Source organism: Shewanella sp. 5S214 (assembly GCF_041439795.1).
GTDB lineage: Bacteria > Pseudomonadota > Gammaproteobacteria > Enterobacterales > Shewanellaceae > Shewanella > Shewanella vesiculosa.
Genome location: NZ_JBGOOV010000004.1, coordinates 39,686 through 63,618, shown reverse-complemented (window position 1 = coordinate 63,618; position 23,933 = coordinate 39,686). Strand labels below are relative to the sequence as shown.

General features: G+C 42.1%; 20 protein-coding genes. 12 read left to right on the top strand and 8 right to left on the bottom strand.

Going from position 1 to position 23,933, the window contains the following annotated elements; translation table 11 throughout:
• Positions 1-49: 49 nt before the first annotated feature.
• Positions 50-1,558, top strand: a complete 1,509-nt coding sequence (locus tag ACED29_RS03645) for a hypothetical protein (RefSeq protein ID WP_371697058.1) — start codon at positions 50-52, stop codon at positions 1,556-1,558.
• A 246-nt stretch (positions 1,559-1,804) separates the two neighbouring features.
• Here the strand turns inward: ACED29_RS03645 and groL are convergent, their stop codons facing one another.
• Entirely contained in the window at positions 1,805-3,442 is a 1,638-nt protein-coding gene (gene groL, locus ACED29_RS03640; protein WP_124015244.1) for a chaperonin GroEL, read from the bottom strand.
• Positions 3,443-3,499: 57 nt separating this feature from the next.
• A complete protein-coding gene (locus ACED29_RS03635) occupies positions 3,500-3,790 on the bottom strand; it encodes a co-chaperone GroES (protein ID WP_124015245.1) in 291 nt (96 codons plus the stop codon).
• Positions 3,791-4,002: 212 nt separating this feature from the next.
• On the opposite strand from ACED29_RS03635, the gene ACED29_RS03630 reads away from it, so the two are divergent.
• Together ACED29_RS03630 and ACED29_RS03625 are read left to right on the top strand one after the other, a co-directional pair.
• A complete protein-coding gene (locus ACED29_RS03630; protein ID WP_371697057.1) occupies positions 4,003-5,454 on the top strand; it encodes an MATE family efflux transporter in 1,452 nt (483 codons plus the stop codon).
• 90 nt (positions 5,455-5,544) lie between these two features.
• Positions 5,545-5,904 (top strand): hypothetical protein, encoded by a 360-nt coding sequence (locus ACED29_RS03625; RefSeq protein WP_124015247.1) that lies wholly within the window; start codon positions 5,545-5,547, stop codon positions 5,902-5,904.
• Between the two features lie 140 nt (positions 5,905-6,044).
• Here ACED29_RS03625 and ACED29_RS03620 read toward each other — a convergent pair whose 3' ends face one another.
• Positions 6,045-6,692 (bottom strand): FxsA family protein, encoded by a 648-nt coding sequence (locus tag ACED29_RS03620; protein ID WP_124015248.1) that lies wholly within the window; start codon positions 6,690-6,692, stop codon positions 6,045-6,047.
• A 202-nt stretch (positions 6,693-6,894) separates the two neighbouring features.
• On the opposite strand from ACED29_RS03620, the gene cutA reads away from it, so the two are divergent.
• From cutA to ACED29_RS03590, 6 genes are all read left to right on the top strand, one after another.
• Complete coding sequence (gene cutA / locus ACED29_RS03615) at positions 6,895-7,221, top strand: divalent-cation tolerance protein CutA (protein ID WP_124015249.1); 327 nt, start codon at positions 6,895-6,897, stop codon at positions 7,219-7,221.
• Positions 7,218-9,086, top strand: coding sequence for a protein-disulfide reductase DsbD (locus ACED29_RS03610; protein ID WP_371697056.1), 1,869 nt, complete (start codon positions 7,218-7,220; stop codon positions 9,084-9,086). The genes cutA and ACED29_RS03610 overlap by 4 nt, the downstream gene beginning before the upstream one ends.
• A 306-nt stretch (positions 9,087-9,392) precedes the next feature.
• Positions 9,393-11,063, top strand: a complete 1,671-nt coding sequence (locus ACED29_RS03605; protein ID WP_182723628.1) for a cation:proton antiporter family protein — start codon at positions 9,393-9,395, stop codon at positions 11,061-11,063.
• A gap of 184 nt (positions 11,064-11,247) precedes the next feature.
• Complete coding sequence (galK, locus tag ACED29_RS03600; protein ID WP_182723629.1) at positions 11,248-12,390, top strand: galactokinase; 1,143 nt, start codon at positions 11,248-11,250, stop codon at positions 12,388-12,390.
• A 25-nt stretch (positions 12,391-12,415) separates the two neighbouring features.
• Positions 12,416-13,450, top strand: coding sequence for an aldose epimerase family protein (locus ACED29_RS03595; protein ID WP_371697055.1), 1,035 nt, complete (start codon positions 12,416-12,418; stop codon positions 13,448-13,450).
• Positions 13,440-13,853, top strand: a complete 414-nt coding sequence (locus tag ACED29_RS03590; RefSeq protein WP_124015254.1) for a DUF2391 family protein — start codon at positions 13,440-13,442, stop codon at positions 13,851-13,853. Before ACED29_RS03595 ends, ACED29_RS03590 begins: the two co-directional genes overlap by 11 nt.
• A gap of 118 nt (positions 13,854-13,971) precedes the next feature.
• On the opposite strand, the gene ACED29_RS03585 is transcribed toward ACED29_RS03590, so the two are convergent.
• Together ACED29_RS03585 and ACED29_RS03580 are read right to left on the bottom strand one after the other, a co-directional pair.
• Positions 13,972-14,409 carry a hypothetical protein gene (locus ACED29_RS03585; protein WP_182723631.1) on the bottom strand — a complete coding sequence of 146 codons (438 nt, stop codon included), beginning with the start codon at positions 14,407-14,409 and terminating at the stop codon, positions 13,972-13,974.
• Positions 14,410-14,781: 372 nt separating this feature from the next.
• Positions 14,782-15,786, bottom strand: a complete 1,005-nt coding sequence (locus ACED29_RS03580; protein WP_371697054.1) for an NAD(P)H-quinone oxidoreductase — start codon at positions 15,784-15,786, stop codon at positions 14,782-14,784.
• Between the two features lie 196 nt (positions 15,787-15,982).
• On the opposite strand from ACED29_RS03580, the gene ACED29_RS03575 reads away from it, so the two are divergent.
• From ACED29_RS03575 to ACED29_RS03565, 3 genes are all read left to right on the top strand, one after another.
• Positions 15,983-16,774 carry an ABC transporter substrate-binding protein gene (locus tag ACED29_RS03575; RefSeq protein ID WP_182696852.1) on the top strand — a complete coding sequence of 264 codons (792 nt, stop codon included), beginning with the start codon at positions 15,983-15,985 and terminating at the stop codon, positions 16,772-16,774.
• 169 nt (positions 16,775-16,943) lie between these two features.
• The gene (locus ACED29_RS03570; protein WP_371697053.1) at positions 16,944-19,400 is read left to right on the top strand and encodes a M1 family metallopeptidase; all 2,457 of its coding nucleotides are present in this window, start codon (positions 16,944-16,946) and stop codon (positions 19,398-19,400) included.
• Positions 19,400-19,915 (top strand): DUF6702 family protein, encoded by a 516-nt coding sequence (locus ACED29_RS03565; RefSeq protein WP_124015259.1) that lies wholly within the window; start codon positions 19,400-19,402, stop codon positions 19,913-19,915. The genes ACED29_RS03570 and ACED29_RS03565 overlap by 1 nt, the downstream gene beginning before the upstream one ends.
• A gap of 63 nt (positions 19,916-19,978) precedes the next feature.
• On the opposite strand, the gene dauA is transcribed toward ACED29_RS03565, so the two are convergent.
• From dauA to ACED29_RS03550, 3 genes are all read right to left on the bottom strand, one after another.
• Complete coding sequence (gene dauA / locus ACED29_RS03560) at positions 19,979-21,700, bottom strand: C4-dicarboxylic acid transporter DauA (protein ID WP_124015260.1); 1,722 nt, start codon at positions 21,698-21,700, stop codon at positions 19,979-19,981.
• Positions 21,701-21,970: 270 nt separating this feature from the next.
• Complete coding sequence (locus ACED29_RS03555; RefSeq protein ID WP_371697052.1) at positions 21,971-23,227, bottom strand: histidine kinase dimerization/phospho-acceptor domain-containing protein; 1,257 nt, start codon at positions 23,225-23,227, stop codon at positions 21,971-21,973.
• A 12-nt stretch (positions 23,228-23,239) separates the two neighbouring features.
• The gene (locus ACED29_RS03550; RefSeq protein ID WP_182755505.1) at positions 23,240-23,923 is read right to left on the bottom strand and encodes a response regulator transcription factor; all 684 of its coding nucleotides are present in this window, start codon (positions 23,921-23,923) and stop codon (positions 23,240-23,242) included.
• Positions 23,924-23,933 lie beyond the last annotated feature (10 nt).

The window sequence follows — 23,933 nt, the reverse complement described above, 5'->3', positions numbered from 1 at the left end:
ATAGTTAAATCATCTCAATAAATACAGAATTAATTAAGGAAGATAAAAAATGTTTGGAAGTGAGAAAAGTAATGCTACTGAAATAGGACAATTATGGCAACGTTTAGTACCTCTAGAAAAATCTAATGAGGTTCTAAGTTCAATAATTAGTGCACAAAAAGAAGAAATTGAATTATTAAAAGAAAAAACTATACAGCCTTCAGAAAGTCAAAAGAATGCTCAGCATGCCGCAAGATCAGCAGCACAACATAACGGTAAAATTCAGAGAACAAAGGAAGATGTAGAAAATCTACATCAAGAAATTCAGAGAACGAACATTGAGTTAGATTTACTATTAGAAAAGACTAAAAATACAGTTGCAAGTTTAGATGAAAAGATTGATTTTTATGATCAAAATTTTACTCAAGGTAAAAATCTGCTTAACGAAATTAATATCATGCACAATAAATTAGAAGAAAGAATTAATGCAACAATAGAGCTACTTGATCTGAACAACGATCTTGAAGAACGTATTGATTCGGCAGATAAACAACTAGAAGCATTAAACGAAATAGATTCAAGAGCTCAAGGAATATTGAAAAACATAACAACAAACCATGCCAAAATAAAAGAATTAAGGGATGAAATTATAGGCTATGACACCGAAAATGAGGATGGAGAATCTCAAAGAATCGATGGGATGAAAGATCAATTAGAATCAACTTATGTTGAGCTAAAAAATAATATTTCAGAGTTAAATGATCATTTACAAGCGATAGACACTGACTCTAAAATCAATTATCAATCACTACTAGAAGATACTAAAAATAAAACTGAAGAATGTATTAAAAAACATGAAAATCAATATTCTGAAGTTTATCAAAAAATCATTACTTTATTACCCGCAGCCTTAACAACGGGACTAAGTGCAGCTTATAATGAAAAGATAAATTCTGAAAGTTCAGAGCTGATCAGCCACAATAAAACCTTTTCAAATGCTATAAAATGGCTTGTAAGTATTTCTCTAATTCCATTTTCTGCAGATTTTTATCTGTTAGTTTTTTTAGAAAAAGATTTAGTTTCAGTAATTTCAGAAACGCCTAAATTAGTTTTATCAATATTGCCACTATATCTTCCTATTCTTTGGATGGCATATTCTTCAAATAAAAAAATGAAATTATCAAAAAGATTAATTGAAGAATATACCCACAAGGCTGTTCTAAGTAAGACATTCGAGGGTTTAGCTACTCAAATTGAAGAGCTGGGAGATAGTGAAACATCGAATGAATTGAGAGTTAAGCTACTTTTCAATCTGCTTCACGTTAATTCTGAAAACCCAGGAAAGTTAATTTCGGATTATCAAACAACTGATCATCCTCTAATGGACGCACTGGAAAAGAGCATAAAACTTGGTGATGCAATCGAAAAATTGAAAAACATACCTGGATTTACAAAACTTACAGCTAAGTTAGAAAGAGAATCACAAGAAATATTAAAGGATGCAAATAATAAAGCCTCTAAGGCCATGGCAGCTGTAACGGACTCTTTAGATAGAGGGGATAATGAAAAAACTGCATAATCACTTTATGCAAGCAATCTAAATTACATCTTTTACTTTCAATAACAAAAAAACCCGATACTGTTAGGTATCGGGGCTTTCTCTTTTCTTTTACAAGAAGTTTAGCTTTAAGCTTTTAGGCTTGAAACAACACTTGATCTAACGCAGGAAAAATCAGCTTAGAGCAAGGCTTTTTGTCACGAAGCGTAGTGTTTTTCTACGTGAGTGGCAAAGTAACGCCGCTATAACTGATTTTAACCAGTTAGATTACATCATGCCGCCCATTCCGCCCATACCACCCATTCCGCCCATATCTGGCGCAGAATCTTGTGGTACTTCAGCAATCATCGCTTCTGTTGTGATCATAAGACCAGCAATAGACGCGGCGAACTGTAGCGCGCTACGAGTCACTTTAGTTGGGTCTAGGATACCCATTTCTAACATGTCACCGTAGGTGTCGTTACCCGCGTTGTAACCGAAGTTACCTTCACCGTTTTTAACAGTGTTAGCAACAACTGATGCTTCTTGACCAGCGTTAGTTGCGATTTGACGTAAAGGCGCTTCCATAGCACGTAGTGCAATCACTACACCGTGTTTTTGGTCTTCGTTCAATACTTCAACATCTTTAATTTTGCTTGCTACGCGAACAAGGGCAACACCACCACCGGCGACCACACCTTCTTCAACCGCTGCGCGAGTTGCATGTAATGCATCTTCTACGCGCGCTTTTTTCTCTTTCATTTCAACTTCGGTTGCTGCGCCAACTTTGATGACTGCAACACCGCCAGCTAACTTAGCCATACGCTCTTGAAGCTTTTCTTTGTCGTAGTCTGAAGTTGACTCTTCAACTTGTTGTTTGATTTGCGAAACACGTGCAGAAATTTGCACTTGGTCGCCACTGCCGTCGATGATAGTAGTGTTATCTTTAGTGATGATGACGCGCTTAGCTGTACCTAAATCTTCTAGAGTCGCTTTTTCAAGTTCTAGACCGATTTCTTCAGCGATAACAGTACCGCCAGTTAAGATTGCAACGTCTTGTAGCATTGCTTTACGACGGTCGCCAAAACCAGGTGCTTTAACAGCAGCTACTTTAACGATGCCACGCATGTTGTTCACAACGAGTGTGGCTAATGCTTCGCCTTCAACGTCTTCTGCAACGATAAGCAATGGCTTACCTGTTTTCGCTAGACCTTCAAGGATTGGTAGCAATTCACGGATATTAGAGACTTTTTTGTCTACTAATAAAATGAATGGGCTGTCTAATTCAATGCTGCCAGTTTCTGGCTTATTGATGAAGTATGGTGATAGGTAACCACGGTCAAACTGCATACCTTCAACAACGTCTAATTCGTTTTCAAGCGCTTGGCCTTCTTCAACTGTGATAACGCCTTCTTTACCGACTTTTTCCATTGCGGTGGCAATGATGTCGCCGATTGACTCGTCAGAGTTAGCAGAAATGGTACCTACTTGAGCAATGGCTTTAGTGTCTGAACACTCTTGAGAAAGTAGTTTAAGTTCAGCAACGGCTGCGATAACCGCTTTGTCGATACCGCGCTTAAGGTCCATTGGGTTCATACCCGCTGCAACTGCTTTTAGGCCTTCAACAACAATAGCTTGTGCTAATACTGTTGCAGTAGTGGTACCGTCACCGGCAGCATCATTGGCTTTAGAAGCAACTTCTTTGACCATTTGTGCGCCCATGTTTTCGAACTTGTCTGTTAGTTCGATTTCTTTAGCCACTGACACACCATCTTTAGTGATCATTGGCGAACCAAAGCTTTTATCTAAAACAACGTTACGACCTTTAGGGCCTAAGGTTACTTTAACTGCGTTGGCTAGGATGTTAACGCCTGCAAGCATTTTTACGCGTGCGTCGTTACCAAATAAGACTTCTTTTGCTGCCATTTTTTGATGTTCCTTTAAATTTAATGATTAAGTGGAAAGTCGATTGATGCGTGAGGCTTAGCCTACTACTGCCATCAGGTCAGCTTCTGACAGGATTAAGACTTCTTCACCGTCAATTTTTTCTTTCTTAACGCCGTAACCTTCATTGAAGATCACTACGTCGCCCACTTTAACGTCAAGTGGAGTAACTGTGCCATTTTCTGAAATACGACCGTTGCCTACAGCAAGGATTTCACCGCGAGTTGATTTTTCTGCTGCGCTGCCTGTAAGCACGATGCCACCTGCAGATTTAGATTCAACTTCTAAACGTTTAACGATAACGCGGTCATGTAATGGACGAATATTCATCTATGAACTCTCCTAATGATTTGATGCCCAAAAAACGAGGCTATTGACTAACAAATAAGGGTTTTCCCCTTGATGCATGTGATATGGGGGTGGTTAGTCGCAGATCCAAGGGGAATTTTAAAAAAAACTCTACTTTTTTTAAGTCTGTTTTATTAAAGTAACGCTAATCCTGATAGAATTCGGCTCCGTTAAAATATCAAAGCTGAGAATTGATGAAAGACAGACACGGGTTGCTCACAGCGCCAATTGGTCGTGTGCTGCTTAACATGACCTTACCGAACCTGATTGGGATTATGACCATTCTTGGTGGCAGTCTGGTAGACATCTTTTTTATCAGTCAGTTAGGCACAGAATCGCTCGCGGCAGTCAGCTTTACCTTCCCGATAACCTTAGTCATTTCCAGTATTGGTATTGGCATTGGCGCCGGCGTGTCGACCAATTTAGGTCGCTTGATTGGTTCTGGGCATGCGCCCGAATCCAGAGTGTTTTTATATGACGCTTTGTGTATGACCTTTGTGATTATTTGGGGCTTATCGATTCTCGGTTGCATCTTTATAGAACCCGTTTTCAGTTTACTAGGCGCTAATAGCGCCAGCTTGCCGCTCATTAATGACTACATGTGGTACTGGTATTTAGGCGCTCCAGCGCTGGTGTTATTAATGGTGGGTAATCAAGCATTACGCGCCACGGGTGACACTCATTCTCCGGCTAAAATTATGATGTTAGCCGCGATTGTTAATTTGATCCTCGACCCGCTACTTATCTTCGGTATTGGGCCTTTTCCACGACTCGAAATCCAAGGCGCGGCGATTGCGACAACACTGTCTTGGGTGGTGGCCATGTCGCTGTCGGGCTACCTGATCATTGTTAAACGTAAACTGGTGCAGTTTGCAGACTTTGATGTTGGCCGGTTAATTTTACACTGGAAAGTCTTATCGCATATTGCCCGCCCGGCAGCATTAATGAATGTGATTAATCCGATTGCCAACGGCATTATTATGGCGATGTTGGCCCGAATTGATCATGCTGGTGTGGCCGCATTTGGTGCCGGTATTCGCCTAGAATCGGTATTGTTGATTGTGGTGATGGCACTTTCGTCGAGTTTAATGCCGTTTATTGCGCAAAACTTAGGTGCAGGACAACATGATCGCGCGAAAAAAGCCTTATTGATGTCATTGCGGTTTGCGTTTGTGTTTCAAACGTTATTGTTTATTCCGCTGTATTTTTATGCTGAGTCTATTGCCGGGCTATTTACTCATGACCCACTGGTTATCGAATGGCTGAGTTTTTATATTATGATATTGCCTGTCTCTTATGGGCCGCTTGCCATTGTGATTATGGTTGCCACTAGCTTAAATGCTTATCATAGACCCTTGAGCTCACTGGTAATTAACTTATGCCGCTTAATGTTATTGATGCTACCGCTGGCGGCGCTAGGCTCTTATATTGGGGGCGTGAAAGGGATTTTATTGGCACTCCCCATCGCCAATACGTTAATGGGTATAGCTTGTTATTATCTGGCGACTAAAATTAGCGAACCCGAAAAGATTAAGCATGCTGTGCCTTGCCCAGATAACGCTAATCACACCGCATCTGACGATGCTGCTACATCGGACGATCAAGTCGATGCAACCAAGCCAAGCACTCGCCTCAGTGAATATTAAACTGTGTTAATAATGGCCGCCGAACTTGCTTTTTAATCGCGCTAAGGTGATTAATAAGCTTATATTTGATCGCAATAAATCTGGTTTATGATGAAAAAGTCCATTTATGCCGCCATGCTCTCAGGCATTATTTGCCCTGGCAGTGGCCAACTCTGGTTAGGGAAAAAGCTACTCGGCTGGGGGTTTATCAGTGTCAGTTTGCTGTGCGTATTGGTGATTATGAACCAGATAATTAGCCGCGCCCAAGTGATTGCTGAGCAAATTTTGGCCGGTGAGATTGGCAATGATTTAAGCTCCATTTATGCTGCTGTCTCTGGGGCGGCACTCGACACTGCAGGTGCCAGCATGTCGGCCTTAACTTGGGTGTTTTTGGCCAACTGGGGCTTAAGCATTATTAGTGCATTTTGGTTAGGCGCGCAGCAAGACAAGCAGCTTCAGCTACAAAAATAAAAACCGTAATAAACATAAAAACAGCCGAGTAATGCATCTGCATCAATCGGCTGCTTATTCTTATCTGTCATCAAAACGCGGTATTCCGTCAACCAACACTGCAGATAACGTTGATCAAAAATTAAATTCGCTTAGTGCGATTAAGACGGTTTATGGTCGTCTTTTGGCTTAATCGGCTCAACATCAATAATATCGTCATCCTGATTGTGATCCGTTTTGGCATGCTTATCTTGAGGCGGGTTTTCACTCACATCAACATCATGTTGCTCATGCTCAATTTGATGGCTACGTGGGCGATCATTTTTATGCTCAAAATCACCGTCGAAGGTATTACCCTGTTGATCAAATGGCTTTTGCCCCGCAAAAGGACCCGATTGTCCGAAAGGACTTTGGCCACCAAAACCAGGTTTAAAACCACCATTGGCGACCACACGCAATTGCATACGCTTATATAAAAACGCGGCAATGGGAGAGCGGGTTAATGGGGTTAATAGAATTAAACCAATAAAGTCGGTCACAAAACCTGGAATAAGCAATAACACCCCGGCGGCGGCAAGCATCATGCCTTCAACAATTTCTTGTCCGGGTGCTTCACCACGAGCTAATTTTTGTTGCACGCTCATTAACGTGCTTAACCCTTGGCTACGTACCAATGACACACCAACAACGGCAGTAAAAAGTACCAAGGCGACGGTAGTCCATGAGCCAATTGAACTGGCAACTTCAATGAGTACATTGAGCTCTATAACGGGTACTAAAACAAATATTAACAATAAAATAAAAAACATATTGGCCTCTAATGATCGCTTTTTGATAGAGTGGCGACCGATAAAATAACTGTTGCCGATGAAACTTAAATGGGGGTGAACGGGTCTATTTTCAAGACGCGTCACGAATATCATCTCAGTTTAATGAAAATGATGCTAAAACATCGTACTGTAATGCGTTGCAGTATAACGCCTTTAACTTAAGTAAACTTTAAGACAACTTATGTATAAACCTGAACAGCTACTTATTTTAACCTCTTGCCCAAATGCTGAGGTTGCTGCAGGTATTGCGACAAAATTAGTCGAAGCGAAATTGGCAGCATGCGTACAAATAGGCCAAGCCGTTGAGTCAATTTATCGCTGGGACAATAAAATTTGTCAGTCAAATGAAGTACCAATACAAATAAAATGTATGGCATCTGATTATCATTCAATTGAACAACTCGTGATCAAAATGCATCCTTATGAAGTACCAGAATTCATTGCCACTCCGATTATCGGTGGTTTTGGCCCTTATTTACAATGGATAAAAGACAACTCACCATCATGAAAAAAATCGTCGCACTATGCCTAACATCTCTGTTACTGATGTCATCAATCCTCCTCGCGCCAGTGGCACACAGCGCGAATGCCCTGGGGAATAAATTCAGCTTTTTAAGCAGTGAACCTGAATTAATGAAGGTCAACGATGCTTTTGTGTTTGACTACCAGCAACAAGGTAATCAGCTCAAAATCAACTTTGTGATTGCTGAGGGTTATTATCTATACCGCGACAAGCTGCAGTTTTCTGTCGATGGTGCAGTTATTGGTGATGTTGAATTACCTCATGGTAAAAACCACCATGACGAATATTTTGGCGACCAAGAGGTGTTTTACTCGTTCGTTGAAATTCCGATTGCATTTAAAGAAGCCCAAGAAGGTGCGGTGTTTCATGTCACCTTTATGGGTTGTGCTGAAGGTACTTTGTGTTACCCACCGACCAAGCGTGATGTGACCTTATCAGCCATTGAAGCGAATGATGGCAAGATAGTCAGCAAAAAAGTGATTGGCGCCCCTGATGACACGCAATCAGCAAAGGTAACCAATGCAACTGATGCTCCAGCAACCCCTATCACTGAGCAAGACACGTTAAACCAAATGCTGCAAAACGATAGCCTGTTGTGGACCTTAGTGATTTTCTTTGGTTTAGGTATCGGCTTAGCATTAACACCATGCGTGTTCCCTATGTACCCTATTTTATCGGGCATTATTGTTGGCCAAGGCCAAAAATTGTCAACGGCCAAAGCCTTCACCCTCTCTATGGCCTATGTACAAGGCATGGCGATTACTTACTCCTTACTCGGACTAGTTGTTGCCTCTGCTGGACTTAAGTTTCAAGCAGCCTTGCAACACCCTGCAATTTTGATTTTCTTAGCAGTGATGTTTGTATTGCTGAGTTTGTCGATGTTTGGCATGTACGATTTAAAACTGCCATCTAAATGGCAGGAAAAAATGAACTCAATGTCGAACAACCAAAAAGGTGGCAACCTGATTGGCGTGTTCATGATGGGCGTGATTTCAGGCTTAGTCGCCTCACCTTGCACCACAGCGCCATTATCTGGCGTGCTTATTTACGTGGCGCAGTCTGGCGACCTACTACAAGGCTTTTTAGCCCTATATGTCCTGAGTATGGGCATGGGCTTACCGTTATTAGTTATTGGCACTTCCGGTGGTAAAATTTTACCTCGCGCAGGGGCTTGGATGGACATTATTAAAACCATCTTTGGCTTCTTGCTGATTTCAGTGTCTATCGTGATGATTGGCCGTATTTGGCCAGGTTTAGTATCCGATTTACTCTGGTCTGTATGGGCAATCAGCTTAATTGCTTACTTAATGCATCAAAATAGATTGTCAGAGTTTAACTGGAAACAAAGCACCCGTGGAGTACTGCTATTGTTGGCGTTAATGGCAAGCTTCTCTTATGGTTTCCAAGCAATGATGGCTGGCTTTGGCCATACCTCTGTGCAGATGAACCAAGCGGGTGTTGAAGGTAAAACCAAAACCGAAGCGAATCACTTTATCCGCATTAAATCGCTAGACGATTTAGAAGTAGAATTAGATAAAGCCAGTATTAGCGGCAAAACGGTAATGTTAGATTTATATGCCGACTGGTGTGTGGCTTGTAAAGAGTTTGAAGCTATTACCTTTAAAAATGCTGATGTAGAAGCACGGATGAAGCAAATGGTGTTATTACAAGCGGACGTGACTGCCAGTGATGATATTGATATTGAGCTGCTAGAGCATTATGGCGTATTGGGTTTACCGACATTATTAATGTTCAATACCGACGGCAAACAACGTGAAGATTTACGGGTAACCGGATTTATGGGACCAAAAGACTTTGCAGCCCATTTAGATATCCTTTTAGCAAAATAAATCGCCTGAGTAATATCGCGCATTAACGCAATGTGCGATATCTACACGGCAAATATAATGCATTCACTTTATTGACTAAATAAGTTACCTAACAGGCTATGTTGCTCATCATACTTAGCTGTAAGTAGGGTATTAAGTGCAGTTATAAAGATAATCTGTTAGTAAAATCTTTGCCTAGAACACAATATAAAACAGTATCTTTAATCACTAAAGATGCTGTTTTTTGCTTTTGTGGTATTAAAGTCACCGTAAGTTAACCTTTTTCTTATACAATATAATTTTTATATTCCTCATCTAAGGAGTTTTATGGAACCCGCTATCCTTATTATCACTCTGCTTTGCGGTATGTTGGTTAGCCGTGTTGGTTTACCGCCACTCATAGGTTATCTTGCTGCTGGTTTTGTATTATTTACCTTAGGAATTAAAGACACTAGCTTGCCTATTTTGCAACAGCTTGCCGACCTAGGCGTTACCTTACTGCTGTTTTCCATTGGCCTTAAACTTGATCTAAAGAGTCTTTTTAAAGCCGAAGTATGGGCTGGTTCAAGTTTGCATTTAATCGGTTCAATTCTGTTTTTTGTGCCTGTACTTAAGGTATTAGGCTTTTTAGGCATTGAGCAACTAGATGGGTTTAGCTTTAATCAACTGATGCTAGTTGCGTTTGCTCTGAGTTTTTCAAGTACTGTATTTGCGGTAAAAGTACTTGAAGACAGCGGTGATATGCAGTCTCTATATGGTCGAGTAGCGATTGGTATCTTAATTATGCAAGATATCTTCGCGGTAATATTTTTAACCATTTCCAAAGGTAACATTCCATCTGTTTGGGCCTTTGCCTTGTTGTTACTCCCATTAGCAAAGCCACTGATATACAAAGTGTTTGACCGAGTAGGCCACGGTGAAATGTTAGTGTTATTTGGCCTAGTCATGGCCTTAGTTGTGGGCGCATGGCTATTTGAAGCCGTAGGTTTAAAGCCAGATTTAGGCGCTCTAATTGTGGGGATTTTACTCGCAGGACATGCTAAATCATCTGAATTAGCTAAATCGATTTATTTCTTTAAAGAGCTATTCTTAGTCGCATTTTTCTTAACCATTGGTTTAAACGGTTTGCCGACACTGGCAGATATCGGCTTAGCCGCTATTTTAGTGGTGTTAATCCCGGTTAAGATTGTTATGTTTATCTACTTGCTAACCCGCTTTAAATTACGTTCGCGCACCTCGTTATTAGCCTCATTTAACTTAGGTAACTACAGTGAGTTTGGTTTAATTGTAGCTGCTGTTGCGGCGCAAAAAGGTTGGTTACCACCGCAATGGCTGATTATTATTGCGGTCGCCTTAAGCATTAGTTTCTTATTTGCAGCACCGCTGAATAACAGCGTCGCGAAGATTTATTTACGTTATCAAACCAGACTAATGAAACTAGAACGCCATCCTTTGCACCCTGAAGATCGCCAGATTCCAATTGGTAATCCACGCTTCTTAATTTTAGGTATGGGCCGAATTGGTTCAGGTGCTTATGATGAATTACGTTCAAAATACATAGGCGAAATATTAGGTATTGAGCATAAACAAGAGCTGGTCGACTTTCATCGCAATCAAGGTCGTAATGTCGTTCAAGGGGATGCTGGCGATACCGATTTTTGGGAAAAGCTCGAACGAGCTCCTAATTTAGAGTTGGTTTTACTGGCAATGCCAAATCACGTCGGTAACTTGTTTGCCGTTCAACAACTAAAAAGATTAAATTACGAAGGTAAAATCAGTGCCATTGTACAATACACAGAAGACGCCGATTCGTTAAAAGACTCAGGTGTGAATACTGTGTACAACTTGTATGAAGCAGCAGGTAGAGGTTTTGTTGACCATGTGATTAAAGAGCTACTTGATTCGCCATCAGTCATCGCATCTGAATCCGCCGGCGAAATAACCAATGAGAATCACGCTATAGCGGCAGATGAGCAGCCCGTTAAGTCAACATCATAAAATCTGTCCCTAAGTTGCGATCCATTTAAAACGCCTAGAAATATCTCTAGGCGTTTTTGTTTTCCACAACGTATTTTCAATTTTGCGTCGGATAAACAAATCACAGTTACAGATCGAGTAAAGTCATGCTATAACTCCACTAATAAGACTTTTTCTTGTCACCCTTTGTTGGATTTTTTGAAGTATGTCAAACCCTGCTCAACGCGCGACTAAATTATTCGTGCAAACTTTTGGCACTAAGCCCGATGATTTATACCAAGCGCCCGGGCGAGTTAACATTATGGGCGAACATACCGACTATAACGAAGGCCTCGCATTACCTGCCGCCATTAATTTTCATACTGTTATTGCTGTAAAGCATCGCGATGATGATTTATTTCGCGCGGTCAGTACCGCTTTTCCGGGGCACATTAAACAATGGTACTTTGGCGAAGAAGGAACCGTAGCTGCTGGCGATGATTGGAGCCATTATTTAAAGGGCGTTACAGCCGCAATGAACCAATCAGGTTTACAGGCAAAAGGCTTAGACTTAGCGATTGTCGGTGATGTGCCGCTTGGGGCAGGTTTATCATCTTCAGCAGCACTGGAAATCGCGTTTGGTACTGCTATCAGTAATGCCAGCCAATTACATTTATCACCTATTGCTATTGCCCAATTAGCACAGCGCGGTGAAAGCCAATTTATGCAATTAAATTGCGGCATGATGGACCAAATTATCAGTGCGATGGCTGAGCCCGATCATGCCTTATTGATTGATTGCTTAGAACTAGAAAGCGAAGCTGTGCTATTGCCTGAAGAATTAAGCTTGATTGTGATTGATATAAAACAAGATCGTCATGTTTTTACACAGCAGTTTGAACAGCGCAAACAAGAATGCAGTCAGATCACTGCGATACTTGGCCTCGATTCTCTTCGCGATTTATCACTCGCCCAACTGAATCTAAATAAAGAGGTATTGAGTGATGAGCAGTTTCGCCGTGCTCGCCATGTGATCACTGAAAACCAACGCACCAGTAATGCAGCCCGAGCATTACAACAGAATAATATTGCTCGTTTTAGTGAGTTAATGGCGCAGTCTCAAGTTTCAATGCGTGATGACTTTGAGATTATTACCCCTGAAATCGATTGCTTGGTGACTATGGTTGCATCGCTGATCGGCGAACAAGGCGGTGTGCGGATGAGCGATGGCTGTGTATTAGCTCTGGTTAATCATGATCTCACCGATGAGGTGATTAATGTGGTTGAAAAGCAATATTTTGAGCAAACAGGTATCGAAGCAACAATATACTTGTGTTCAGCAAGTGGCGGTGCAGGACGCATCAGTTAATATTTTACAAAAGTGGGAAGCATAAATGGTACGTTTTAGTGTATTGGAACCTTGGCAAGATCCCCGTGGTGGAGAGATTGAACGGGTAAGAATCGATAATGGCATCATCGCACTCGAAGTATTAAGTTTAGGCGGCATTATTCGATCATTATGGACTCCCGATCGCAATGGTGAACGTAAAAATATTGTCTTAGGTTGCGACAGCGCCGAAGATTATTTAGCCCAACAAGCACATTTAGGTGCGATTGCAGGACGTTATAGCAATCGTATTGCCAATGGTAAAACTCAATATAATGGCCAACAATACTCACTGAGTATTAACCAAGCGACTAACTGTTTACATGGTGGCGCGGAGGGGTTTAATCGCAAATTATGGCAGCTTGGGCCATTAAGTGATGGCATGCGCTTAACCTTAAAAAGCCCTGACGGCGACATGGGCTTTCCAGGTAATTGCACCGTACAGCTCGATTACCGCTTAGCGGGTAACAATGTGTACATTGAAATGCTGGCCAGCACAGATAAAGCCTGCCCCATCAGTTTAACCCAGCATAGCTACTTTAATTTAGACGGTAATCGTAGCGACACCAATGCTCAACATACTCTGCAAGTGGATGCTAAACATTACCTCACAATGAATGATGTTGGCATACCTACATCAATGCAAGCTACCGCAGGCAGCGATTTAGACATGGCTGTACCTACACCAATGTCGGTGCAGACCGAGCGCGCAGCATTAGCCGCCACTAAAGGTTTTGATCATTGTTATGTGTTAGATAACCCAGGGGCAGACTTGCAACGTTTTGGTTGCTTAGCTAGCCCAAATAGCGGCCGCAGTATGACGGTTTATACTAACCAACCCGGCGTACAAGTTTACGGGGCTAATTTTTTGCAAGGCACTATTGGTAAAAAACAACGTCTACTTTGCGATCACCAAGCCGTGTGTATTGAACCGCAGATGCTACCTGATTCACCTAATCAACCAGACTTAGCTGGTGATGTGTGGGTAAAACCGGGACACGTTTATCATCACATCACTCGATATCAGTTTGATGCAGAATAATCCGCCTGTTAAATCTAATTTTAATGCTGAAGACATTGGCCAAATTGCCATAGGGGCTTTTGCCCTGTCGGTGCCGATTGCATTTTCTGAAGAAGCTTGGCATTTATCAGCCAGCTTACCAAGCTTAAATTTGGTCTTGATCGTGGTACTGTCGCTAGCGTTTATTGCCTTATTTGCCTACCAGAGTGTATTTCAGGCCAATATTATTAAGCGCAGACAAGCATTTCTATTACGAGTTGTTGCTGCCTATATATTGACGTTATTAGTCGTGGGAATAGTGCTTTTAGCATTAGATAAATTGCCGTTATGGGACGATCCCATTTTAGCATTTAAGCGGATGATATTAATTGCGATGCCCGCATCGATGGGCGCAATTATTGTTGATAGTTTTGACAAAGAATAAACGTCATAAGCAATAAAAAATTATTGCTTATGACGTTGTCAATCTATGACCAATATAAACCAGTAATGCGGCTAATCACACAATACATTAAGTCTAAAACTTAATGTATTGCACAGAATTAATCGTCTAAGCTATCACCTATTTCATCAAAGCTGTCATCATCATCATCTGAGTCATCAAATTCTGGAATGTCATCATCTGAATCAATAACTTCATCTGGTTCTGGCACTGGTTTAGCCTTACGAGGAGGCGCTGTGTCTGGTACTTTTGACAAGTCGATACGTGATTGATGCTTTAACATAAACTCAGCACGTGCCGCTTTCCAAGCATCATTAAACTCAGCGATTGCCGCTTTTGTTTGCTCATCATCTAAGTCATGTAAATTCACTTTAACGATGTCTTCTACATACTCAACAATCGTATTACGAATTGTATTGTAAAAGTAGATGCGCCCTGGAGACGCTTGTGGCAGTTGGTTATCATGAACAACAATAGTATTACCTTTTGATGTTCTTAATTCACCAAACCAAACCTGTTTTTTTGCTGTGTTATACATATATGCTAACGCCCTTAAATCAACACATATCCTAAAAATGATGCAGCTTGATGGCTAATAAAACAGCCAATCTACAACACGATTATTTGTTCTGTATTTACGTGGGTATTTAAACAGAATATTTCTGAGAATCAATGCCTAAAACGATGATTTTTTCAAGTAATCGCATAAAAATGTCCGTCGTAGTCGATTTTTAACACTTTACTGTCTTTTTTCTCACAAAATAATCGTCCACAAAGGCAATTAGCCACTTTTAGGCTAACCACTTTGTCTTGACGACTTTAGCTTAAAAAAATCAAGCTTCAAGTTTTTTTAGCAAAATATATGCTGATAAATATTCCGAATGGATCGGCACACACATAACGCCGCGGCTTAGGCTTGTAGATTTAATACAATCTTGCCTTTATGTTGCCCAGATTCCATACGCTGATGTGCCTCGACGACTTGAGCAAAAGCAAATACGCTATCAACAGGAATACTCATTTCACCACTGTTTAATAATGGCCATACATATTGCGCTAAGCCTTGAGCAATTTGCGCTTTATTTTGCACGCTTTGTGGTCGTAATGTTGAACCTGTCCACACTACCCGTTTTGCCATAATGCGAAAAATATCTACATTTGCCTGAGGACCCCGTTGCATCGCGACGGACACCATACGCCCATCAGTGGCTATGGCTTTGAGATTTTCATTAATAAAGTCGCCACCAGCAATGTCCATAATCACATTGACCCCTAAGCCATCCGTTGCCGCCAAGATAAGTTCGACAAAATGCTCTTCATTATAATTAATGGCCACACTGGCCCCTTGATCCAAACAATATTGGCATTTTTCAGCGCTACCAGAAGTCGCAAATACCTTAGCACCTAAGCGACTGGCCATTTGGATTGCGGTCGTGCCGATACCGCCAGATCCACCATGGATCAGTACGGTTTCACCTGCTTTAAGCCCGCCACGAATAAATAAGTTACCCCACACAGTAAAAAAGGTTTCTGGCAGAGCTGCCGCTTGTACGTAACTGTAACCGGTAGGAATAGGTAAACAATGGGCGGCATAAGTGTTAACCAGCTCGGCATAACCACCACCAGGCACTAACGCACACACTTTGTCGCCGACCTGCCACTGAGTTACATCATCTGCCACGGCAACAATTTCACCGGCCACTTCTAAACCTAGGATTGGGCTAGCATCTGCTGGCGGTGGATAAGCCCCCACACGCTGTTTAATGTCTGGGCCATTCACTCCAGCAGCATGTACCTTAATCGTCACTTGACCCGCGGATGGCATCGCAAGAGTTGATTGTGCCATGGTCATCACGCTTGGTTCGCCAGGTTGCTCAACCATCACATGAGTAAATTGTCTATCTAATGTCGCCATAAAAATGTTCTCTCGGTTAATTGCAGTTAAAAAGTAACCAATGTTAACTATCTGTTATTGGCACACTGTAGCTGTTCACAATATGAACATATTTGTTAGTAAATACTTAAATAGTATCTTTTTTAATCAAAAAAAGATTGCCTCTTCACTTTAAACAATTACTATACGCGCCCGTTCATCCCATGGAGCACAATACTTGCTAAAGTACCTGTTCATTTTACTGTCTGTTTTCAGTATTCACGCCCATGCCGCGCCAATTCGTATTGCCTCAGATATTTGGTGCCCATATGCCTGTGATACTAACACTGGTTATGTTGTGGAATTGACTCGTCGCGCTTTTGAAATTCAAAATCAACCTGTTGAATTTATGATAGCCCCTTTTAAACGAGTCATGCTTGAACTTCAAAGGAACAATGTCGATGCTGTCATTGGATTGTCTAAAAAAGCGATAGGCAACTATCAATTACTGAGTAATGACGTGATTGTGGGCTATAAAAGTAACGACTTTTATACTCTAGTTGACAGCACTGAGTCATTTGAGCAAATATCCGACCTCAATAATACCCAACAGGTTGCCGTTGTCACTGGCTACCAATATGGCAAAGAACTGGATACATGGCTTAACTCCCACCCGAGCACCTATTTTGCCTCGGGTAATGACCCTATCGCGATGAACATTATTCGCCTTATAAAAGGCCGCCACTCGGTGATTATCGACAACAAAAATGTCATTGAGTACACCGCAAGTCAACTAAACTTAAATCAACAACTTCGTTATGCAGGCACTATAGGTAAACCGGTTCCTTTATATATTGGTTTTAACCCGCAAAATAAAGCCTATGTGAGCGCTTTTGACCGCGGCATACAGATGCTAAAAGCCAATGGCGAATATAAGCAAATTATGGATAAATACAAAATATTACCGGAAGTCACCTCAGCCGACGCCCGCTATAAAAACCTGCAAAAGTTTTTACCTATCCTTGATTAAACTCGCTGTTTTTATGCCAGAGGGAATTGGCATCAGCAAGGTGCAAAACTTAGTAACACTCTTCTCACTGCATAACCTTGTCATTTTCGTTACACTGCGCCAACAAAAAAATAATAAATCATCATTTTGGGATTAATGGCATCAGCTTGCTGAAGTCATAGGAGTATTTATGCGCGTGTATCTTCACCTGCTGATATTGGCATTGACCAGTTCAGCAATCTTCACCAGTTCGGCTTCAGAAATTGTCCAGAGTAAAGGTCGGTTCGACGACAAATTTCGACAACTTGAAGAGAGCCTTCCCACACCAAATGATTATCGCAATGCTGCTGGCGAACCAGGTAAAGAATATTGGCAACAACAAGTAGATTATAAAATCAATGTCACATTAGATGAACAAAAGCGTGCTATTCAAGGTGAGCAAGTCATTACCTATCATAATAATTCTCCGTATACGCTTAAATATTTGTGGTTCCAATTAGAACAAAATCGTTTTAAATCTGACTCGATTGCTGAACGAAGCAGCGCCTTTTATGGGGTTGATGGGAGCGTTAGGGCTGAGAACACTTATGGCGATAGCGCATTTGCAAAGATCAGCCTGCAAGATCTTCGTCGCCAACAATTTTTAGCCGACAACAATTTGGGTTACCAAATTGCGGCGGTAACCGGTGCCAATAAAAAACCACTGAAATACACCATAGTTGGCGCTCAAATGCGGGTCGATTTACCGACGCCCCTAAAGAGCAAGCAATCGACGCAACTGCGCATTAATTACGGCTACAATATTTTAGAAGAAGATGCCGTAGGTGCACGCTCTGGATATGAGCATTTTCCAGACGATAATCGTGAAGGTGGCAATGACATCTTCTTATTAGCGCAGTGGTTTCCGCGAGTCGCCAGTTATTCAGATTACGAAGCATGGCATAACAAAGAATTCTTAGGCAGCGGCGAGTTTACGCTCGAGTTTGGTAATTACGATGTGAGCATGACAGTACCTAGTGACCATATTGTGGCCGCTACCGGCGTGCTCCAAAACAGTAAAAGCGTGCTGTCATCTGAACAACTCAAGCGTTTAGATAGCGCCAAAAAAGCTGACAAACCTGTATTTATTGTCTCTAAAGACGAAGCTCTAGCCAATGAATCAAGTACAGCCAAAGGCACTAAAACTTGGCATTTTAAAGCCGAAAATGTGCGCGACTTTGCTTGGGCATCATCACGTAAATTTATCTGGGACGCTCAAGGCTACCAACAAAAAAACAGCCAAAACCCACATGTAATGGCGATGTCGTTTTATCCTAAAGAGGGTGGCGAGCTGTGGCAGCAATATTCAACAGCGGCAGTGATTCATACACTTGAAGTCTATTCACGCTTTACCTTCGATTATCCCTACCCTGCAGCGATCAGTGTTAATGGTCCCGTTGGCGGCATGGAATACCCGATGATCAGCTTTAATGGCCCACGTACTATTTGGCATGAAGATGGCAGTCGCACATACACCTTGGCTGAAAAACAATTCTTAATCGGCGTGGTGATCCACGAAGTCGGTCATAACTATTTTCCGATGATAGTCAACTCGGACGAGCGTCAATGGACTTGGATGGATGAAGGCATAAACAGCTTTTTAGACGGCATTGCCACCCGCGAATGGGATCCTAATTTATCTTGGGGACGTGAGCCAACTGATGTTATTGAATACATGAAGTCTAATGTCCAAGTTCCGATTATGACTCAGTCAGACAGTGTGTTGCAGCTTGGTCCTAATGCCTACATTAAACCTGCTGTTGCATTAAACATTTTGCGTGAAGTGATATTAGGCCGTGAGCTATTTGATTTTGCCTTTCAAGAGTACAGCCGTCGTTGGATGAATAAGCGCCCGACACCAAGCGACTTTTTCCGCACCATGGAAGAAGCCTCTGGGGTTGATTTAGATTGGTTTTTCCGTGGCTGGTTTTACACCACAGATCATGTCGATATCTCGCTAGATCGTATTTATAAACTGCGCTTAGACAGCAATAATCCTGATATTGATTTTGATCGTCGTCGCCAAGATTATAACGATAAACCTATGCCTTATTCGGTTGAACGTAATCAACAAAGTGGCCAAAAAACCTGGGTAGAACTTAATCCAGGTAATACCGATTATCATGACCAACATGATCAATTCAGCGTCACCAATAAAGATCGTAACAAGTACAACAAAAAACACGCCGAACTGGATCCGTGGGAGCAACAAGTCTTGGCGCGGGCATTGAAAGAAGATAAAAACTACTATGTGTTTAACTTCTCCAATCTTGGTGGTTTAGTGATGCCAATTTTGCTCGAACTCACGTTTGAAAATGGTGATACCGAGTCATTGGTGCTGCCAGCTGAAATTTGGCGCCGCTCACCGTTTGAAGTCAGTAAACTGATTGTGACCGACAAAGATAATGTATTAGTGTCTGCTGTGGTTGATCGTCGCGGCGAAACTGCCGATGTGGATATTGAAAATAACTATTATCCTCGTCAAATTATCCCATCACGCATTGAAGCCTTTAAAGAGGAAGAGCGTAAAGGTAATAAGTATCGCGATATCATGCATGACAATAAAGAAGCCCTGAAAGATCCTGAAATTAAAGTGAAGAAAAAGTAATGCGTCAATTGGTTCTAATATTACTGAGTGTTATTGGCTTAAGTTTATTGGCTGGCCAAGCCCATGGCCACCAGCAAAAAGAAGCCTACACCAGTATTGTGTTTAATCAGCGCAGCGGTATGCTGGAAATTCAGCATCGATTTTACTTGCACGACGCTGAGCATGCAGCTCAGCAAGTCATTGATAGCAATGCCGATTTGATTAGCGATCCCGTGAGTCGTGAAGCTTTTGCATATTACGCTATATCGACATTTTCGATGCAGGATCAGCAGCAACATCCGTTAACCCTGACCTATGTGGGCACTGAGTTACAGGGTAAGTATTTGTGGGTTTATCAGGAAACACCGATCACCACTAATATGGAGGGTTTTTATCTTAAGATGACGACCCTACAAGAATTGTGGTCAGAACAAACTAACCACATTAATGTTGAGCGCAATAAACACGTAACCTCAGCAAGACTGCATATTGCAGATTCTTGGCATTACATTGAAGTGGCAAAAGCCAGCGAATAAACACTGATAGCTCGAGCCAATATCCAGCGCCCTATTGATGTTCAGTAGGGCGCTTTTTTATTTCTATCTGACCACATCATCGAGTGCATCGGCCAAGGTTGAGTAAGTAACACACTGCACGCCATCTGGCTTAAAGCCTGCTTTAGCTAAGGTTTTAAGTGGCTGAAATTGAAAATCCGCGAGCAATACTCGGGTATTGTGGTGCTTACATTTCGCAATATACTTGTACAATGCAGAAACACCACCAGAATCTAAGATAGACACCCCATCGAAATACAACACCACCCCATCTTGATCAGCGCTCAAATGCGCCAACTCACCAAAGACACTGTCCGCGGCAGCAAAAAATAACGGGCCATTGATTTTAAAGACTTTCCAACGCGGCGGTAATTCAACATGAATATGCTTTTTCTGCTCGCTAATGTCTTGCACCTTGGTCATATCAGCCACTTGTTTCATGAACAACAACGACGCCAAAATGATCCCCGCACTGATCGCAATCACCATGTCGAAGAAGATGGTCAATAACAAGCACACCAGCAATACCAGCACCTCGCTTGCGGGCGCTTTTTTTATAAGATGCACAATCTTAGGGGCTTCGCTCATGTTCCAAGCCACCATAATGAGTAATGCCGACATGCCCGCCATGGGGATATACGCCAAAATAGTACTCAGCGATAACAAAGACACTAATACCACCAGTGCATGGATCATCGCTGCTACCGGACTCACCGCGCCAGCTTTATAATTAGCCGCTGAACGAGCAATGGCCGCTGTAGCAGTAATACCGCCAAAAAATGGCGCGATAATGTTACCGATACCTTGGCCGAGCAGTTCGCTATTAGCACTGTGCTTTTTACCCGACATGCCGTCGAGCACCACAGCACACAGTAATGATTCAATTGCCCCCAACATGGCAATCGCAAATGCCGCAGATAATAAATCGCTAGCCAATTGCCAACTGAGTTCAATAGGTAATTCGCCCGACTGGGTCCGCAGCCAAGGCCATTGAAAATCAGGCAACATGGATGGAATACCGGCGCCAATTGAACCATCGGCGAAAGTAAAACTAAAAGTAGAACCAATCGTCGCAACAGGAAAGCCTTGCTGATTGAGCACTAGCGCCACCAGACTGGCAACCACCACAGCCGGAAGATGTGCTGGCACAGGTAACTTGAGCTTAGGCCACAAAATAAACATCACTAACGCACTTAACCCCACCACCAGTGTAGGCAATGACAATGTCGGTAATTCTTGCGTTAATACGGCAACTTTACCGACAAAATTTTCAGGCATGTCACTGATGCTTAGACCGAAAAAATCTTTAACTTGCAGCACAGCAATCACTACCGCAATACCGCCGGTAAAACCTAAGGTGACTGACTCAGGGATATATTGGATATAGCGACCTAGGCGTAACAACGCCATAGCGATGAGTATCACTCCAGACAAAATACTCGCTAGCAATAATCCAGACAGACCATATTGATGCACTATGGGGTAAAGGATCACCACAAACGCCGCAGTCGGGCCAGATACACTATAACGTGAGCCACCGGTCAGCGGGATAATAAACCCGGCAATAATGGCGGTATATAATCCGTATTGCGGTGCAACACCAATAGCAATTGCCAGTGCCATCGCCAGTGGAATGGCAATAATGCCAACCGTTAAACCAGCTAACAAATCTTTAGAGAATGCATTGGCTTTGTAGGGAGCGTCTTTTAACGACTCTCTGAGCGCATGCCCAATACGAAGAGAAAATAAATGTGTGAGGTATTTCATTGCAGCGATCCCATAACCTAGTACGGCGTCAAGATACCCCTCATTATAGGCCGATTACTTTGCAGTACAATCGAATTAAGTTAACACCTAATGATAATGTAATTATAATCACATTATAACGATTAGTTTTATCTGAATTGACGTAATCACAAATGACCCGCAAAAAAGCCAGCGATGGTGTCGCTGGCTTTGGCTAGGTAGATATTCATAGTGATTGGTAGTGTAAACAATGGCTACCTTCCCCCTGTAGCCTAATGTTAAAAAGCAATTTTAACGGCTAAAATCGATAGACACTTTGTGGCCGCGATTAGTATCTAGATTTTGATAATCCCAGTCATATTGCGTAATGAGTCTAGTGGTTAACTCAAGCCCTAAACCAAAACCGAGCTCTTCAAAGCTATCAGCATAAGAGTCACACTGATTAGCGATACTCACCAATGTGGACGATTGACGAATGGTTACGCTGCCCTCAATGGTGTGCTGTAAAGCATTACGGATGATGTTGGTGATAATAATTCGACAGAGAGTATCAGGCAGTTGATGAGTAGAGTCATCGGTTTCAATACTAATTTCAATATTCTTGCCGTGGATTAAATACTTTAACTCTTGCACAAGCTGACGAATAAGCTGACCCAAATTAACGTCGTTCAAGGGTAAGCTTTTACCTTCGCGCCGGGTTAACCACAATAAGGTTTCGGTGAGATCTGTCATGGTGAGCCCTGCACGTTCAATACGGTTAAGCACTTGGGCTTGCTTTTCTGCGCTAACTCCTTTGCTTATCAGCTTTTGCAGTAATTCAGTATTAGTCCGAATAACCGCTATTGGGGTGCGTAACTCATGGCTGGCATAGCCTAAAAATTGTTGCTCACGATCTAAGCTTTCCTGCACAGTGCCTAAACTCGTTTTAACAATATCGGCTAAGGTATTTAATTCGCTAAAATGAAAGTCGGGTATTGGCTGAGCTAATTGCTGGCTATTTAATCCTTTTGCCCAAGTTCTTAAACGCTTCATTGGCCGCGCCACTTTTCGCATCATTAACATCAACACGATAGTAAACATCACAATACCTAAAATTGCAGTCGCTAATATCACCACAAAAAAGGGAATGCCTTTAGGAGGAGACATAGTGCCAGCTTTACTGTCAAAAATACTGGAGACATATCGCACCTCATTGCCTTTAAGCACTTTTATAACAAAAAAGCCTTTTACAGGGGGCGTAATGGGCGAGCCGCCAATAATGTTTTTATACAAGACGTTAAACTCGTTAGGCTCAGACTTAATATTTTGTTGGATCTCTTCGGGTAGGTCTTGCCAACGTGAAGCCACCGTAAAAAAATGTGATGTTTTCGGCTGACCATCGATAACCTGTTGATCTTGTGCTTGAGCGTACATGGTAGATTGTAAGATTTGGTCCATACCAGAAATAAAATAGTGCACACTGAGCATCGATAAAATTAAAATGGTACTAATACCAGTAAACAACATGACCAGTAGTACAAAAATTCGCAGGCTCGGAGTTAATTTCATGTAATGGCTATCCTACTGGTTATCTTTAATGGCAAAGCCATGACCACTAACGGTATGCAGCAACTTGAGTTCCTGGTTGCCATCAAGGTGTTTACGTAAATTAAACATGTGTACTTTTAAACTATTACTGTCTGGTTGGTCATCTCCCCACACACTTTGCATCAGTTTTTCACGCGACACAGGGTTAGGGCTCGCTCGTATTAACACGTCTAAAATTTTAAACGCTGTCGGCGATAGCTTTAAGCCTACTCCATTGCGAAATGCCTGCTTCTGCTGCAAATCGAGGACCAAATCGGCCACGGTCAGGCGCATAGCTTGACCACTTCGGCGACGGGATAATACTCGAATGCGTACAATGAGCTCTTCCATTGCAAACGGCTTAATGAGGTAATCATCAGCACCTTTGGCAAAGCCGTCGAGCTTATCGTTAAGCGTGTCGCGCGCGGTAAGCATGAGTACTGGTACATCGATACCTTGCAGCCGCAAAGATTCACACACTTGCAAACCGTTCATTTTAGGTAAGTTCAAATCCAATATCACTGCATCATAGCGATTGAGTAAAATCAGATTCAGCCCTGCACTGCCATTGGCAGAATGGTCACAAAGAATACCTTCTAGCTCTAGGTAATCGATCACCGCCGTAGCTAAATCAAGATCGTCTTCAACCAATAACAACTGCAACTTGTCGGTGAACATCGAATATATT